Source organism: Mesorhizobium sp. LSHC412B00, from assembly GCF_000503035.1.
GTDB lineage: Bacteria > Pseudomonadota > Alphaproteobacteria > Rhizobiales > Rhizobiaceae > Mesorhizobium.
On the sequence record NZ_AYWB01000005.1, the window covers coordinates 138284 to 153090 of the forward strand.

Consider the following 14807-nt stretch of genomic DNA (forward strand, 5'->3'; position numbering starts at 1 on the left):
GATGACATTGGTTAAATCGCTTGTCGCCAAACCCTGGATCTGGTCGTTTATCGGCGCGATGTTCGTCTGGCTGGCGACCATCGCTTTCACCGGCGGCTATGGCGGCGGCGGCATGATCACGGCGGCACTTTCGCTTGCCGTGTTCACCGTCATCGTCGGCGTCGGCCAAATGTTCGTCATCACGCTCGGGCCAGGCAATGTCGACCTGTCGCTGCCGGCCAATATCGGGCTCGCCAGCGCCGTCGCCATGAAGGTCATGGGCGGCAGCGATTCCATGATCGTGGTCGGGCTGCTCGCCGCGCTCGCCTGCGGCGCTGCCATCGGTGCCGTCAACTATCTCCTGATCTGGGCGCTGAGGATCCCGCCGATCATCGCCACTCTGTCGGCCAGTTTCATCATCCAGTCGATCGACATCAGCTATGGGCGTGGCCTGCAGATCAAGCCGCCGCCCGGCTTTGCCGATTTTGCCAACTGGCAAATCCTGGGCATTCCAGTGCTGGCGATCCTTACCGTATTGTTCACCATCGGTGCGGCCATCGCCTTGCAGCGCATGATCTATGGCCGCTCGGTGCTGGCGATCGGCCAGAACATCCGCGCCGCGTGGCTTGCCGGCGTCAATGTCGGCCGCACCCGCTTCCTCACTTACACGCTGTCGGGCGCGCTCGGCGGCATGGACGGGGCGCTGCTCGCCGGCTATTTCCGCGGCGCAAATGTCGATATCGGCAACGAGTACCTGCTGGCCTCGATCGCCGTCGTCGTCATCGGCGGCACCTCGGTCGCCGGCGGCAAGGCCAATGTTCCCGGTGTCTGGGGCGCGGCGCTGTTCCTGGTGCTGCTTCTGACCATGCTCAACACGTTCGGCGTCAGTGCCGGCGTTCGGCTGTTGCTGACCGGGCTGATCATCGTCGGCGTCATCACCGTAGCCGGTGGCGAGAAGGCGGTACGCTAGCGCCGGCTCCTGCCAGCGACACCGCCAAATTTGACCATGTGGACAAAAGTCCGCACCCGTTCCATAGTTCCGCGTCTGATTTCGGAACAGCCGGCTCGACACGGCTGTCAAACAGAGGGGCACTAGATGGAAAACCGGAAAAACAAATCGCAATCGACCGGCCTGTCGCGGCGCGACGTGCTGGAACTCGGCGCACTTGGCCTGGCCGCAGCCATGCTGCCGGGTGCAGCCTTCGCCAAGGACAAGAAGCTGAAGGTGGCGGCGATCTTCGCCACGCCGATCGAGGAGCCGTGGGACAACCAGATCCACGTCGCCCTTCAGAAGGCCGAGAAGGAACTCGGCATCGAATACAAATGGTCGGAAAAGGTGCAGACCGCCGATTTCAGCCGCGTCATGCGCGAATATGCGCAAGGCGGGTATCAGCTGGTGCTGGGCGACGCCTTCGCCGCCGAGCGTGAATCGCGCCGCACGGCAAAGCAGTTCCCGAAGACGGCATGGCTGTTCGGCTCGGGCGCCGGGCCGGCCGAGCCCAATTTCGGCGTCTTCGACAACTGGATCCACGAGCCGGCCTACCTCTCCGGCATGATCGCCGGCAAGATGTCGAAGTCGGGCACGATCGGCGCGGTGGCGGCCATGGGCATTCCGGAAGTGAACCGGCTGGTCAACGCCTTCTTTGCCGGCGCCAAGGAGGTCAATCCCAACATCAAGAAGAAGGTCGCCTTCATTGGCTCGTTCTTCGATCCGCCCAAGGCCAAGGAAGCGGCGGTCGCCCAGATCGATGCCGGCGTCGATGTCATCTATGCGGAGCGCTTCGGCGTCATCGAGGCGGCGGTGGACAAGAAGATCCTCGCCATCTCCAACATGTCCGACCAGTCGAGCCTCGGCCCCGACACGGTCATAACCGGGCCGGTCTGGGACATGTATCCGACAGTCGAGCAGGCGATCAAGCTGGTCAAGGCCGGTGTCTTCACCGCGCAGGACTATGGCGATTTCTCGCGCATGGCCAAGGGCGGGTCGTTCCTGGCGCCCTACCATAAATTCGACAAGACGCTGCCGGCGGATGTGAAGGATCTGGTCGAGAAGAAGAAGGCCGAGATCCTGGAAGGCAATTTCCGGGTGGATGTGGATGAGAACACGCCGGTTTCGGATTAGCTCGGCGCACCCCCTCCCCCTTGAGGGGAGGGTGGCCCGCAGGGCCGGGTGGGGTCCTCCGCGAAGTGCTCCATCCTGCTAAGTCATGGGTTGAGGCAGTTGACGTGACCCCACCCGCCTCGCTTCGCTAGGCACCCTCCCCTCGAGGGGGAGGGGTATCTCCGCAGGAGCATCCTTGTCCGCCCCTCTCATCGAAATGCGCGGCATCACCAAGAGCTTCGGCGCCGTCAAGGCGAATGAGGCTGTCGATCTAAGCGTCGCCCCAGGTGAGATCCTCGGCCTGCTGGGCGAAAACGGCGCCGGCAAGACGACGCTGATGAATGTGCTGTTCGGCGCCTATGCGCCGGATGCCGGCGAAATTCTTATCCAGGGCAAGACCGTGCGGATCACCAGTTCGGCCGATGCGCTGGCCGCCGGCATCGGCATGGTGCACCAGCATTTTCATTTGGCGCCAAGGCTGACGGTCCTGGAAAACCTTCTGATTGGCATTCCCGGCAAATCCGGCCGCATCGACCGCGCCGGCGGACTTGCCCGGTTGTCCGACATCAGCCGTCAGCATGGGCTGACGCTGGACCCCAACCTGCCTGTCTCCGCGCTGTCGGTCGGCGAGCAGCAGCGGCTCGAAATCGTCAAGGCGCTGTTTCGCGGCGCCAGGCTGTTAATCCTCGACGAGCCGACGGCGGTGTTGGCGCCGGGCGAGGTCGACGGGCTGTTTTCGGCGCTGCGCTCGATGGCGGCGCAGGGGCTCGGCATCATCTTCATCTCGCATAAATTGAACGAGGTGCGGGCGCTCACCCATCGCTGCACCGTATTGCGGCACGGCCGCGTCGCCGGCCGTGTCGACGATCCGGCGAACACGACATCGGCAGAAATGGCGCAGCTGATGTGCGGCCATGAGATCGTGCCGCCGGCAAGAGGACCTTCGACCCCAGGCGCGGCGGTGCTGACGCTCGACGGTATTTCCACCTCACGGCATTCGGGGACGCCGCTGCGCGATGTATCGCTTGCCGTTCGCGCGGGCGAAATCCTCGGCATTGCCGGGGTCTCCGGCAATGGCCAGCGGGCGCTGGCCGAGGTGATTTCCGGCACGCGCGCGCCCGACGCCGGCGCGATGACGATAGCCGGCAAACCTGTTACGCGGTTCTCGCCGCGCGAGGTGCAGGCGCTCGGCCTTGGCCGCATCCCGGAAGACCGTATGACGACCGGGCTGGTCACCAATCTGCCGCTCGCCGATTCCATGGTGTTGCCGCGCATTGGTACTGCGGCTTTCAGCAGCCGGGGCCTGCTCAAGCCAGATGCGATCCGCGCCTTCGCCGAAGAACAGATCAAGGCCTATGACATCAGGTGCCCCGGGCCGATGACCCGCGCCGGCGCGCTGTCGGGCGGCAATCTGCAGAAGGCGCTGCTGGCGCGCGAACTGGCTTTCGACCCGAAGGTGCTGATCGTCTCGCAGCCGACGCGCGGCCTCGACATCGGTGCCGCCCGCTTCATCCACGAAAAATTCCTCGACATGCGCGCCAAGGGCTGTGGGATCATCGTCATCGGCGAGGATCTCGAAGAGCTGCTGGTGCTCTGCGACCGCATCGCGGTGATGTATGAGGGCCGCATCGCCGGCACGCTGGACAGCGCCGATGCGACCATCGCGCGGCTTGGGCTGCTGATGACCGGGGCGGAGGGCAGAGCCTAGATGGACTTTCTCACTCGGTTCCTCGCAGAAACCTCAAATAATACTGCCCGCTTTTGGCTGACTTTAAGCGTCAGCGCTGCCCCTCACCTGCCTGCCGGCATCCTCTCCCCGTATAGAGACGGGGAGAGGGGCTCTCACCCATGGTTTCGCCAATCACCACAGCTGCAAGAGGGGAGTTGCATAGGGCCCAGATCCCTTCTCCCCGTGTCTATACGGGGAGAAGGTGCCGGCAGGCGGATGAAGGGCGGCGCGACCGTCTGGGCGGCGGAGGGGCATAGCTGATGTTCCGCCTCGAAGCCCGCAGTTCCACCCCCGCCTGGTTCAATCTCGCTTTGCCGCTGCTGGCCATCGGCGCAGCGCTGGTCCTGTGCAGCGGCCTCATCGCGCTGGCCGGCGCCGGCGTGCTTGAGGCCTATGGCGTGATGCTGTCGGCCTCGTTCGGCGACAGCTATGCCATCACCGAAACGCTGGTGCGCGCCGCCCCGATGATCTTCACCGGGCTGGCTGTGGCCGTCGCCTTCCGGGCCAAATTCTGGAACATCGGCGCCGAGGGCCAATTGCTGGCCGGCGCCGTGGCCAGCTGCTTCGTCGGCGCCATCCCGATGCCGGGCGCGCTGGCGATCCTGTCGATGGCGCTGGCGGGCGCTGCTGCCGGTGCCGCGGTAGCGCTGGTGCCCGCGACGCTCAGGGTCAAATTCAAGGTGGACGACGTCGTCAGTTCGCTGCTGCTCAATTCGGTCATCTACTATGCGCTGATGGCGCTGATCGAGGGGCCGTGGAAGGACTCGTTCAGCGGCTATCCGATCTCGCCGCCGATCGAGGATTCGGCGAATTTCCCGGTGCTGCTCGAAGGCACAAGGCTGCATCTGGGTGTCATCGCCGCGTTGATCGCGGCCCCGTTGATCTGGTTCCTGATCGTGCGCACCACGCTCGGCTTCCGGATCAGGGTCACCGGCGAAAGCCCGGAAGCCGCCCGCTATGGCGGCATACATGTCGAGCGGGTGCTGATCTCGACGGCGCTGCTGTCGGGCGCGCTGGCCGGGCTTGCCGGCGTCGGCGAGGTCGGCGGCGTGCATTTCCAGGTGATGAGCGACATTTCGCCGGGCTATGGCTATTCCGGCATCGTCGTTGCCATGCTGGCCAGGCTCAATCCGCTCGGCGTCGTACCGGCGGCGATCTTCCTGGCCGCCGTGATGACCGGCGCCGAAGCGATGTCGCGCGCCACCGGCGTGCCGGCGTTCCTCAGCGATGTCATCCAGGGCACGGCGCTGCTCGCCATGCTGGTGGCGCTGCTGTTCACGGCCTATCGCATCCGCCGCGTCGGTGCCGCCTTATGAGCGCGGTGTTCGAACAGATCTTTCAGGTCGGCTTCCTCGCCGCCATTATCCGCATCGCCACGCCGCTGGCATTTGCCACGCTGGGCGAGATGTTCTCCGAGCGGGCCGGCGTGCTCAATCTCGGTATCGAAGGCATCATGCTGCTCTGCGCGATGACCGGCTTCACCGCCGCCAGCCTCAGCGGCAGCCTTTGGCTCGGCGTGCTGGCCGCGGTGTTGACCGGCATGGCGATGAGTGCGCTGCATGCGCTGTTCACCGTGGCGCTCGGCCTCAGCCAGCATGTCTGCGGCATCGGCGTTACTTTGTTCTCGTCCGGCCTTGCCTATTTCCTCTACCGTCTGACCTTCGGCCAGCAATCGGTGCCGCCCAGCATCAAGGGTTTTCAGACGGTGCCGATCCCGCTGCTGTCGGATATTCCGGTTCTGGGGTCAGCGGTTTTCAACCAGTTTGCGCTGGTCTACTTGGCAATCATTGCCATCCCGCTCGCTGCTTTCGTGCTCTACCGCACGCCTTGGGGGCTGTCGGTGCGGATGGTCGGCGAGAACCCGCGCGCCGCTGATTCCGCTGGGGTCAGCGTCATCGCCACGCGCTTCCAGGCGGTCATCCTCGGCGGTGCGCTGATGGGGCTTGCGGGCACCTTCCTCACCATGGCACAGTTCAACGCCTTCACCTTTGGTGTCGTGTCGGGCCGTGGCTGGGTGGCGATCGCGCTGGTCGTGTTCGGCCGCTGGGACCCGTGGCGCTCTGCGGGCGCGGCGCTGCTGTTCGCCTTCGTCGATGCGCTACAATTGCGCATGCAGGCGAGCGGCCTCGGGCATATTCCCTATGAGGCGTTCTTGATGCTGCCCTTTATTTTCACCATCGTCGCGATGGCCGTGATGTCACGCAACGCGGTTGCGCCGTCGGCGCTGCTGAAGCCGTTTCGACGAGAAGAGCGGTAAGGCGAGTAGGACTTGGCGCCCTTCCTCTCCCTCCGGGGGAAGAGGTGGCGCTGCGAAGCAGCGACGGAGCGGGGAACCACCTCGCCACTGTTGCCAACGGGTGCGCATGAATCTTCCTTGCGCCAAGGGTCGACCCCCACTCCGTCGAGCTGCGCTCGACACCTCTCCCCCGATCGACGGGGGAGAGGAAGGGCGCCAAGCCTGGGATACTCACATCGCCGTAAAACCATTATCGACAAACAGATGCGTGCCATTGACGAAGCTGGACTCATCGCTGGCGAGGTACAGCGCTGCCTTGGCCACTTCCTCCGGCTCACCGATGCGGCCCTGCTGTGCGGCCAATGCGGCGTCCGACACGTCGACGCCGAGCTTGCCGAGATCGGCGACCTCGCGCAGGCCGTGCGGCGTGCGGATGAAGCCGGGACAGACGGCGTTGCAGCGTATGTTGCGGTCGCGGAATTCGACTGCGATGGCGCGCGCGAACATGTGGCAGGCGCCCTTGGTGGTGTCGTAGAGCACCTCCATGGGTGTGGCCGCCACAGCCGAGATCGACGAGGTGCAGACGATCGAACCGCCACCGGCAGCGATCATGCCCGGCAACACGGCGCGCGTCATCAGGAACATCGAGCGGACATTGACCGCATGCAGCCAGTCCCATTCCTGCACTGTCGTCTCCAGGAACGGCTTTATCACGATGGTGCCGGCATGGTTGAACAACACCGTGGCCGGGCCGAGCCTGGCAGTCGCCGCCTTCACTGCGGCCTCGACCTGCGCCTCGTCCGAGACGTCGGCCACCCAGTGTTCGGCGATATGTCCCCGCGCGCGTATCGCCGCCGCAGTGGCTGCCGCCGCCTCGCCATTGCGGTCAATGATCGCCACCTTGGCGCCTTCGGCGGCGAACAATTCCGAGGCCGCTCCGCCCATTCCGGTCGCGCCGCCCGAGATGATTGCAATCTTGCCGGCTAGTCTTGTACCCATGTTCTGTTCCCCGTTCCCGATCGAAATAATCCGCATTTACGCCGGAATGGCGATGCTATCGCCTATGCAGACGTCGGCCAAGCTTGTCGCTCGCTTGTCTCCAACAGGGGTCTCCCAGCAATGCCAAACCAAATAACAAGGACTACTGAGAAAATCATTCTACATATCTCCAAAAAATAGCACTCGACAAAGTCTACTGATTTTATAGATTAATCCGCAAGACGGAGGTCGATATGTCCTATATCCAGAACGCCGAGACGGACCGCACCAGCCAGAGGCTGGCCAATAGCCAGGCTTTCCGCCCGGCCTATGCCGGCGCTTTCGCCTATCTCGTCTTTGCCCTTGCGTTCGTGTTCACCGGGGCAGTCGTGCTCGGCTTGATTCCCTGACCGATCAGGCCGAAAGGGTGGCGACCTAGCGCTTTCAGTGAGTGACCGGAGTTGATGAACCGAACGCGGACGCGCTTTGGCGCTGATGCTTGTTTTTACGCATGTCGTCGTCTCAAAACCGGGGGCGACATACATCCAACGTGATGGAGGAGATGGCAATGCCGATCGAGTTCACGCATGTTCCCGGTAAAACGCACGCCGCCGATGCCGGTTCGGCCGTACCGTTCTTCTATGATTTCGTCGAGACGGCGACCAAGCTGTCGCTGATCGAGGATTCCGGCTTCCAGAACATCGTCGTCGACGACCCGGCCGGGCTGTTGACCAATATGGACATCGCCGCCCAGGCGCTGGACCGCACCTCGTCGCTGGAAGTGGTGCTGACGCACTGGGCCGGCGTGATCGCGCCAGCCGTTGCGGCGCGGCAACTGGCGGCGCTCGACGCCAGGAGCGGCGGCCGGCTGGCGCTGAGGATGCTGAGCGAGCCGCTGGATGACGACGATGCCGAGACGCGTCCGGTCGGCCACACCGTGGTCTGGCAGCGCATCGACGAATATCTGGTGCTGCTGAAGCGGCTGTGGTCGAACGACCGGCCCTTCGACCATGAAGGTGCATTCTACAGCATCAAGGGTGGCTATGTGCCGCGCAAGGGGCCGCATGGCGTCGACGTGATCATCCGCATGGGTGGCCAGTCCGGCACCGCGCTCAAGGTCGCCGGCCGCCATGCCGACGTGTTTGAACTCACGGCTGGTTCGCTCGACGAGATCCGCCAGCTGATGGAACGGGCGCGCAGCGCCGCCGCCGAGCATGGCCGCGCCGGCAAGCTGCGTTTTGCGCTTCCGGTCCGGGTCCGCTCGGAGGGTGGCGCCTCTACCGTCGGCCACAAGGCGGTCGAACTTTCCGGACCACCGGCGCAGATCGCCCTGTCGCTGCTGCCCTATGCGGCGCTGGGCATCAGCGAGTTCATGATCGTCGGTGTCGACCGGCCGCGCGAGATCGCCAGCGTCGGCCGCGAGACGATCGCGCTCTTGCGCAACTCGCTGGCACGCCGGGAGGCGGAGGTGCCGCAGCCCGGCGCGTTTGCCTCGCGGGGCGGGTCGGATATTCACGCAGGGTGAATTTGCGGGTGGAATGAAAGCTATTTCGTAGCGTTCCGTCACACACCCCTCTGCCCGGCAGGGCAGAGGGGTGCTGTCCCGCCAGCGTCTAATCACCACTCAGCACTGCCAGCGCCTCCAGCACCGCGCCAGATTCCGTCAGCGCACCAAACACCCCGTCCTCCACCGTCACCATATGCAGCGCCGCGTCATGCGCGTATTGGTCGCCGCTGGCGCAGGCGTCGGCGATGGTCAGGCACTGGAAATTGAGGTCGCAGGCCTCGCGCAGCGTCGTGTGCACGCAGACATCGGTCGTGCAGCCGGAAAAGATCAGATGGGTGACGCCGCGTGCGCGCAGCACAAGCTCCAGATCCGTATAGGTGAAGGCGCTGTTGCAGGTCTTGTCGACGATGATGTCGTGCGGCGCGACGTCGATGTCGGCGACGATCTGGAAGCCAGGGCCGGAGCGCAGCAGCACGTCGGTGCCTTCGAGACCCGCCCGCTTGCGGCGCCATCTCTCGTACGGCGTCATGTCGGCCATGTCGCCGCGATATCCCTGCCTGGTGTAAATGATGGTGAGGCCGGCCGCGCGTGCCGCTGATATCAGTCGGTTGACTGTCGGCAGGATGGCGCGCAGCGGCGCGGGGTCATAACCCTTCCTGGCGAAATAGCCGGTCGGCGACAGGAAATCCTCTTGCAGGTCTATGACCAGCAGCGCGGTGTTTACCGGCACCAGCCGGCCGTCATAGGGGAAGTCGAACGGTGTCGCCTTGATCATCGCAGCCTGCCTCAATTGCTGCCCGGCATCGTGGCCCAGCAACCCTGCGGCCGTCCATCCCTCAGTGCAACGACGCCAGGCGAACCGACGCCAAGACGATGTGCCGTTGAGACATCGCGCCCATAATCGTTGGCCAAAAAAGTCATCTTGTTTGTTGACTAGTAAATTCATGTTTTATAGTCAAGCAGGGGCACTCGGCGGCCTGAATTATTTTCCAGCGGCCGTCCCGTGTTTGAGAGAAGCCAGAATCCGTGGCTGGAGTTTTCGGGGTCGAGATCGGGGGGTTCCCGCATCCCGTCACCGGCCAGCCGATCGGTTTGCAATGACGAAGCGAGGACGAAGCGTGTCCAGAAATGGTTTGTTGGCGGCGCTGGCCGCGGTCATGCTGTCGGCCGGCAGCGCTGCTGCGCAAGAGCGGCCAAACACGCAGCCCAGGGTGACGACGGTGCCCGCTGCAGCTCCCCAGTCGGCGCCAACTGTAGTCGAACAGCCCGCACCGGCTGCGCCTGTCCCGCCGGCTCCGCCAACTGCCGGGCAGGCGGCGCCGACCGCGCCACAGCCGGCAACCCAGCCCGGTGCATCCGCGCAGGCCGAGGCTTCGGCAATATCGCTGACGCTGCCGCACGATCTGTCGCCCTGGGGCATGTTCATGGCCGCCGACATCATCGTCAAGGCGGTGATGATCGGGTTGGCCTTCGCCTCGCTCGTCACCTGGACGGTCTGGCTGGCCAAATCGCTGGAGATTCTCTTCGGCAAGCTCGGCGCCCGGCGCGCTGCGCGCGCCATCGGCAATGCCGCCACACTGCGCCAGGCCGGGCGCTCGCTTGGCAACAGTGGCGGCCCCGGTGCGCTTTTGGTGCGGGCAGCCGAGGAAGAGACTGCCCTTTCGGCCGGTGCGCTCGGCCATGTTACCGGCGACGGGCTGAAGGAACGAGTGACGTCGCGCCTGTCGCGCATCGAGGCGGCGGCGGCGCGGCGCGTGTCGCGCGGCACCGGCGTGCTGGCGACGATCGGCTCGACGGCGCCCTTCGTGGGCTTGTTCGGCACCGTCTGGGGCATCATGAACGCCTTCATCGGCATCTCGCAGGCGCAGACCACCAACCTCGCGGTCGTCGCGCCCGGCATCGCCGAGGCGCTGCTCGCCACGGCGATGGGCCTGGTCGCGGCCATTCCCGCGGTGGTCATCTACAACGTCTTTGCGCGGTCGATAGCCGGCTACCGGCAGCTTCTTGCCGATGCCTCGGCCGGGGTCGAACGGCTGGTCAGCCGCGATCTCGATTTCCGCACGGTGCCGCAGGCGCCCGCGCTGGCGGCGGAGTGATGGGCCATGGCGGCTAGAATTCGCGAGGCTATCGACGGCGATCTCGAAGAAAACCACGAGATCAATGTCACCCCGTTCATCGACGTCATCCTGGTGCTGCTGATCATCTTCATGGTCGCTGCCCCCTTGGCGACAGTCGACGTCAATGTCGATCTGCCGGGTTCGACGGCGACGCCAGCACCCCGGCCGGAAACGCCGCTGTTCCTGACGCTGAAGGACGATCTGACGCTGGCGATCGGCAATGACAGCGTGCCGCGCCAGGCTTTCGCCGCGGTGCTCGACGGCAGAACCAAGGGCGACAAGCAGACCCGCATCTTCCTGCGTGCCGACAAGGCGGTCGGTTATGGCGAGCTGATGGAGGTGATGAACCTGCTGCGCGGCGCCGGTTATCTGAAGATCGCGCTGGTGGGGCTGGAGACGGTGCCGGCGGACGCATCCGCGGCGCACCCGGGCGCCGCCCCGTGACGCAACTGGCCGCCGCCCCCGCGGCCGACCCGCCGCGCGCCGGCGTGCGCGAAATTGGCTTGTGGGCGGCTGCGGCCATTGTCATTGTCGGCGCGCATGTCGCGTTCGTCTATGCCGTCCAGAGCTTCAGCCTGGCCAACATGGCCGATGGCGGCCCGCCGCCGGCTGTGGCTATCGAGCTGTCGCCGATGATGGTGGCGCCGGCGGTGCGGGTGGACTCAGCGGCCGACGTGGTGACGCCCGAGCCGCCGAACCAGATCGAGGAGGCGGTTGCCGAACTGAAGCCCGTCGTGGAGCCCGAGCCCGGTAAGCCGGAGCCGGTCACCGAGAAGAGGGAAGCGGCTCAACTCGATAAGACCGCTCCGATCGAGACGGCAGCGGCCGAGCAGCCCGATCAATCGCCGCCGCTGGATGAGGTGGTGCCCGACATCGTCCCGACCATAGCGCCGGATGTGGTCATTCCGCTGCCCCAGACCAAGCCGGCGGAGACCAAGCCGGTGGAGGCCAAGCCGATCGAGAAGGCGAAGAAGGCTGCCGAAAAACCCAAGCCGAAACCGAAAGAGAAGAAGGAAAAGGCCGCGCCGGCGAAAGCGGTCGTGACCGCCAGTGTCGATCAAAAGGCAGCGGCGAAGGCGTCGGCGCCGAAGGCTTCGCAATCGAGAGGATCATCAGTCAGTGCAAGCAAATGGAACTCCCAGCTGATCGGATGGATCAATCGGCACAAGCGCTACCCGAGCGCGGCAAGGTCGCGGCGCGCCGTGGGTACCGCAAATGTGACCTTCGTCGTCAGCGCTTCGGGCAAGGTGACCTCCGTCCGGCTGACACGATCTTCGGGGGACGCCGATCTCGATCGCGCCGCGCTCGGCATTCTGCAGGGTGCGACGGTGCCCGCGCCACCGCCTGAGAAGGCCGGTACGGCTGTCGTGGCGCCTTTGATGTTCACGCTGCGGAACTAGAAGCAGCCGGACAAGGCCGATCCCATGACCACGTACTTTCCCGCTTGACTGACCCGCCGGACCGAATACGCTAGCGCAAAATACCGGCCTTGGTCGCCGGGCGGCAAACATGCCTCGTATGCCTCGCCCTCCGGCGCTGGCTGCGGGGCATTGTCATTTCTGAGGATCGGTTTGAAACGGCGTATCGAGATCGGCATCCTGTATTCCCGCTCGGGCAGCTACCAGCTGGTCTCCGATGCGTGCCGGATGGGCGCCATGCGCGCCATCGCCGACATCAATGCCGATCGGAGCTATGGCATCGAACTGGTTCCGGTAGAGCGCGATCCGCAAAGTAATGCCGATCGCTACGCGACTTTGTGCGAGGACATTTTCAGGACCAGCAGCGCGCGCCATGTCGTCGGTTGCGTCACCTCGTGGAGCCGCAAGGAAACCATCCCGGTGCTGGAGAAGGCCGCCGGCATGCTCTGGTATGCCTGCCCCTATGAAGGGTTCGAGGCCAACGAGCATGTCGTCTACATGCACGCCTGCCCCAACCAGCATCTGGTTCCGCTGATGGCGCATGTCGTGCCGCGTTTCGGCGCCAACGGCTTCCTGCTCGGCTCGAACTACATTTGGGGCTGGGAGATGAACCGCGTGGCGCGCGACCTGATCGCGGATGCCGGCGGCAAAGTGCTGGGCGAGCGCTATCTGCGCATCGGCGAGACCGACGTGTCGCGGCTGATCGCGGAAATCCGGGCGACGAGGCCGAGCTTCATCCTCAACAATCTGATCGGCACCTCATCCTACGCCTTCCTGGCGGCTTACCGCGAGCTGGGCGATGAGGATGCGGCATTCAGGCCGGAAAACTGCCCCGTCATCTCCTGCAACCTCACCGAAGGCGAGTTGCCGGCGATCGGCGATACAGGGAAAGGGCATCTGTCGGTCGGGCCCTATTTCGCGCCCCGGCCGGCTGCCTTCGCTTCGTCCTTCGAGGCCTCCGCCTATGCCTCGGTGCAGGTGATGGCCGACGTGCTGTCGCGCGACACTGATGCCGGCCCGGCGGAATTTTCCAAAGCCTTCGCCGAGCGGCGCTTCTCCACCCGGCTCGGGCCGATCGCCATCGACGCCCACTCCCAGCACGCGACGCTGCCGGTGATCATCGGCCGGATCGCCGATGGCTTCTTCGAGGTCGTCAGCCAGGAGGATGAGGTCGCGCCGGATCCATATCTGTCGCGCTACGACCCCGCCAAGACGTTCGGCCGTCCGCGTCTGAGAGTGGTGTCATGACCCGGACGCGCATCCCCAATCTCGGCGGCGCGCGGGCTTTCATCCTGCATCGCCCGCATCCGACGGTGCAGGCCATCACCAGGCAATTGTCGGCCATCGGCCTGGCTACGATCGACTGCTGGCCGGAATTGCCGCCGGAAGCTCTCGCCGCCGATTTCGTCTTCTTCGATGCCGATCTCGGTTTCGACGAGCAATTCCCGTGGAAGCCGGGCGAGGCGCCGATGCCGCTGGTGGCGCTGATCGGTTCCGAGGCGCCGGGGCGTATCGAATGGGCGCTGTCGCACAAGGCCGATGCGCAGCTGCTGAAGCCGGTCGGCAATGCCGGCGTCTACAGCGCTCTGTTGATCGCGAGACAGAGTTTCGAGGCCCGAAAACATTTAGCCGGCGAGATAGCGTCGCTGCGCCAGCGCGTCGCCGAGCGCCAGACCATCGTGCGCGCGGTGACGGCCTTGTCGAAAGGCAGCGACGACGAGCGCGCCTATGCGCAGCTGCGTTCGCTGGCGATGAGCTGGCAGATCAGCGTCGAGGATGCCGCGCGTCGGATCGTGGCAATGACAAGCGAGGAAGCGACGGGGGAAGAAGGCGGCGATGACCAGTCCCATCGCGCCTGATCTACCGGTGCGCATGCCGGCAAAACCGCGCGCCGGTGTCTGGCGCCGGCTGGTGAAACGCCGCCTCGCGCTGCTCGGCCTGGTCATCGTCGCCATTGTCCTTGCCGGCGCTGTGCTGGCGCCCCGGCTGACCGGCTATGACCCCAACGAGCAGATGTTCGACGGCCTGACCATCGAGGGCTCGCCGCTGCCGCCCAGCGCCCAGTACTGGCTCGGCACCGACCTGCTCGGACGTGACCTCTTGACCCGCATCCTCTACGGCGCCCGCACCTCGCTCATCATCGGCATCGTCGCCAATGGCGTGGCGCTTTTGATCGGCACTTTGGTGGGCGTCACCGCAGGCTATTTCCGCGGCTGGATCGGCAGCGCGCTGATGCGCTTCACCGATCTGATGATGGCGTTCCCGGCGCTGCTGCTCGCCATCTGCCTGGCGGCAGTGTTTCAGCCGAGTCTCTGGATCGTCGCCATGGTCATCGCGCTGGTCAACTGGGTGCAGACGGCGCGTGTCATCTACACCGAGACATCGTCGCTGGCCGAACGCGAGTTCATCGATGCCGAGCGCAGCATCGGCGCCGGCGCGCCGCGCATCCTGTTTCGCCACATCCTGCCGCATCTCCTGCCCACCATCATCGTCTGGGGCACGCTCGGCATTTCCACCACGGTGCTGCTGGAGGCGACGCTTTCCTTTCTCGGCATCGGCGTGCAGCCGCCGACGGCGTCGTGGGGCAACATCATTTTCGAGAACCAGACCTATTTCCAGGCCGCGCCCTGGCTGGTGTTCTTCCCCGGCGCCGCAATCCTGGCGTTGGCGCTGGCCTTCAACCTGATCGGCGACGTATTGCGCGACATCCTCGATCCGACGCAAAGGGGCCGGGAATAATGG

15 protein-coding genes are annotated in these 14807 nt (G+C 65.0%); 13 read left to right on the forward strand and 2 right to left on the reverse strand.

The genetic code is table 11. The features are described 5' to 3' along the window. Position 1 precedes the first annotated feature (1 nt). The 5 genes from X757_RS153005 (at position 2) to X757_RS152985 (ending at position 6066) form a co-directional block, all read left to right on the forward strand. The gene (locus tag X757_RS153005) at positions 2-949 is read left to right on the forward strand and encodes an ABC transporter permease (protein ID WP_023698400.1); all 948 of its coding nucleotides are present in this window, start codon (positions 2-4) and stop codon (positions 947-949) included. A gap of 126 nt (positions 950-1075) precedes the next feature. Further along, complete coding sequence (locus X757_RS153000; RefSeq protein WP_023670460.1) at positions 1076-2101, forward strand: BMP family protein; 1026 nt, start codon at positions 1076-1078, stop codon at positions 2099-2101. Between the two features lie 175 nt (positions 2102-2276). Continuing rightward, positions 2277-3788, forward strand: a complete 1512-nt coding sequence (locus X757_RS152995) for an ABC transporter ATP-binding protein (RefSeq protein WP_023710191.1) — start codon at positions 2277-2279, stop codon at positions 3786-3788. Between the two features lie 281 nt (positions 3789-4069). After that, positions 4070-5125, forward strand: coding sequence for an ABC transporter permease (locus X757_RS152990; RefSeq protein ID WP_023683937.1), 1056 nt, complete (start codon positions 4070-4072; stop codon positions 5123-5125). Next, complete coding sequence (locus X757_RS152985) at positions 5122-6066, forward strand: ABC transporter permease (RefSeq protein WP_023702405.1); 945 nt, start codon at positions 5122-5124, stop codon at positions 6064-6066. Before X757_RS152990 ends, X757_RS152985 begins: the two co-directional genes overlap by 4 nt. A gap of 210 nt (positions 6067-6276) precedes the next feature. Here X757_RS152985 and X757_RS152980 read toward each other — a convergent pair whose 3' ends face one another. Further along, on the reverse strand, positions 6277-7044 hold the full coding sequence (locus X757_RS152980; RefSeq protein WP_023686096.1) for an SDR family NAD(P)-dependent oxidoreductase: 768 nt from the start codon (positions 7042-7044) through the stop codon (positions 6277-6279). Positions 7045-7277: 233 nt separating this feature from the next. Between X757_RS152980 and X757_RS1000000166480 the strand changes: the two genes are divergently transcribed. Together X757_RS1000000166480 and X757_RS152975 are read left to right on the forward strand one after the other, a co-directional pair. Beyond that, positions 7278-7433: a hypothetical protein gene (locus X757_RS1000000166480; RefSeq protein ID WP_023670454.1), complete on the forward strand. Its 156-nt coding sequence runs from the start codon at positions 7278-7280 to the stop codon at positions 7431-7433. Between the two features lie 158 nt (positions 7434-7591). Beyond that, the gene (locus X757_RS152975) at positions 7592-8548 is read left to right on the forward strand and encodes an LLM class flavin-dependent oxidoreductase (RefSeq protein ID WP_023726079.1); all 957 of its coding nucleotides are present in this window, start codon (positions 7592-7594) and stop codon (positions 8546-8548) included. 88 nt (positions 8549-8636) lie between these two features. Here X757_RS152975 and X757_RS152970 read toward each other — a convergent pair whose 3' ends face one another. Next, complete coding sequence (locus tag X757_RS152970) at positions 8637-9305, reverse strand: cysteine hydrolase family protein (protein ID WP_023726080.1); 669 nt, start codon at positions 9303-9305, stop codon at positions 8637-8639. Between the two features lie 343 nt (positions 9306-9648). Here X757_RS152970 and exbB point away from each other — a divergent pair, with 343 nt between their 5' ends. From exbB to X757_RS152940, 6 genes are all read left to right on the forward strand, one after another. Then, positions 9649-10626: a tonB-system energizer ExbB gene (gene exbB / locus X757_RS152965; protein ID WP_023726081.1), complete on the forward strand. Its 978-nt coding sequence runs from the start codon at positions 9649-9651 to the stop codon at positions 10624-10626. Between the two features lie 6 nt (positions 10627-10632). After that, positions 10633-11091 carry a TonB system transport protein ExbD gene (gene exbD, locus X757_RS152960; protein ID WP_023726082.1) on the forward strand — a complete coding sequence of 153 codons (459 nt, stop codon included), beginning with the start codon at positions 10633-10635 and terminating at the stop codon, positions 11089-11091. Next, positions 11088-12047 carry an energy transducer TonB gene (locus X757_RS152955; RefSeq protein ID WP_023726083.1) on the forward strand — a complete coding sequence of 320 codons (960 nt, stop codon included), beginning with the start codon at positions 11088-11090 and terminating at the stop codon, positions 12045-12047. Before exbD ends, X757_RS152955 begins: the two co-directional genes overlap by 4 nt. A gap of 171 nt (positions 12048-12218) precedes the next feature. Beyond that, on the forward strand, positions 12219-13313 hold the full coding sequence (locus X757_RS152950; protein WP_023704989.1) for a transporter substrate-binding protein: 1095 nt from the start codon (positions 12219-12221) through the stop codon (positions 13311-13313). Next, positions 13310-13924, forward strand: coding sequence for an ANTAR domain-containing response regulator (locus X757_RS152945; RefSeq protein ID WP_023668589.1), 615 nt, complete (start codon positions 13310-13312; stop codon positions 13922-13924). Before X757_RS152950 ends, X757_RS152945 begins: the two co-directional genes overlap by 4 nt. Then, a complete protein-coding gene (locus X757_RS152940; RefSeq protein ID WP_023726084.1) occupies positions 13902-14804 on the forward strand; it encodes an ABC transporter permease in 903 nt (300 codons plus the stop codon). Before X757_RS152945 ends, X757_RS152940 begins: the two co-directional genes overlap by 23 nt. Positions 14805-14807: the final 3 nt, after the last annotated feature.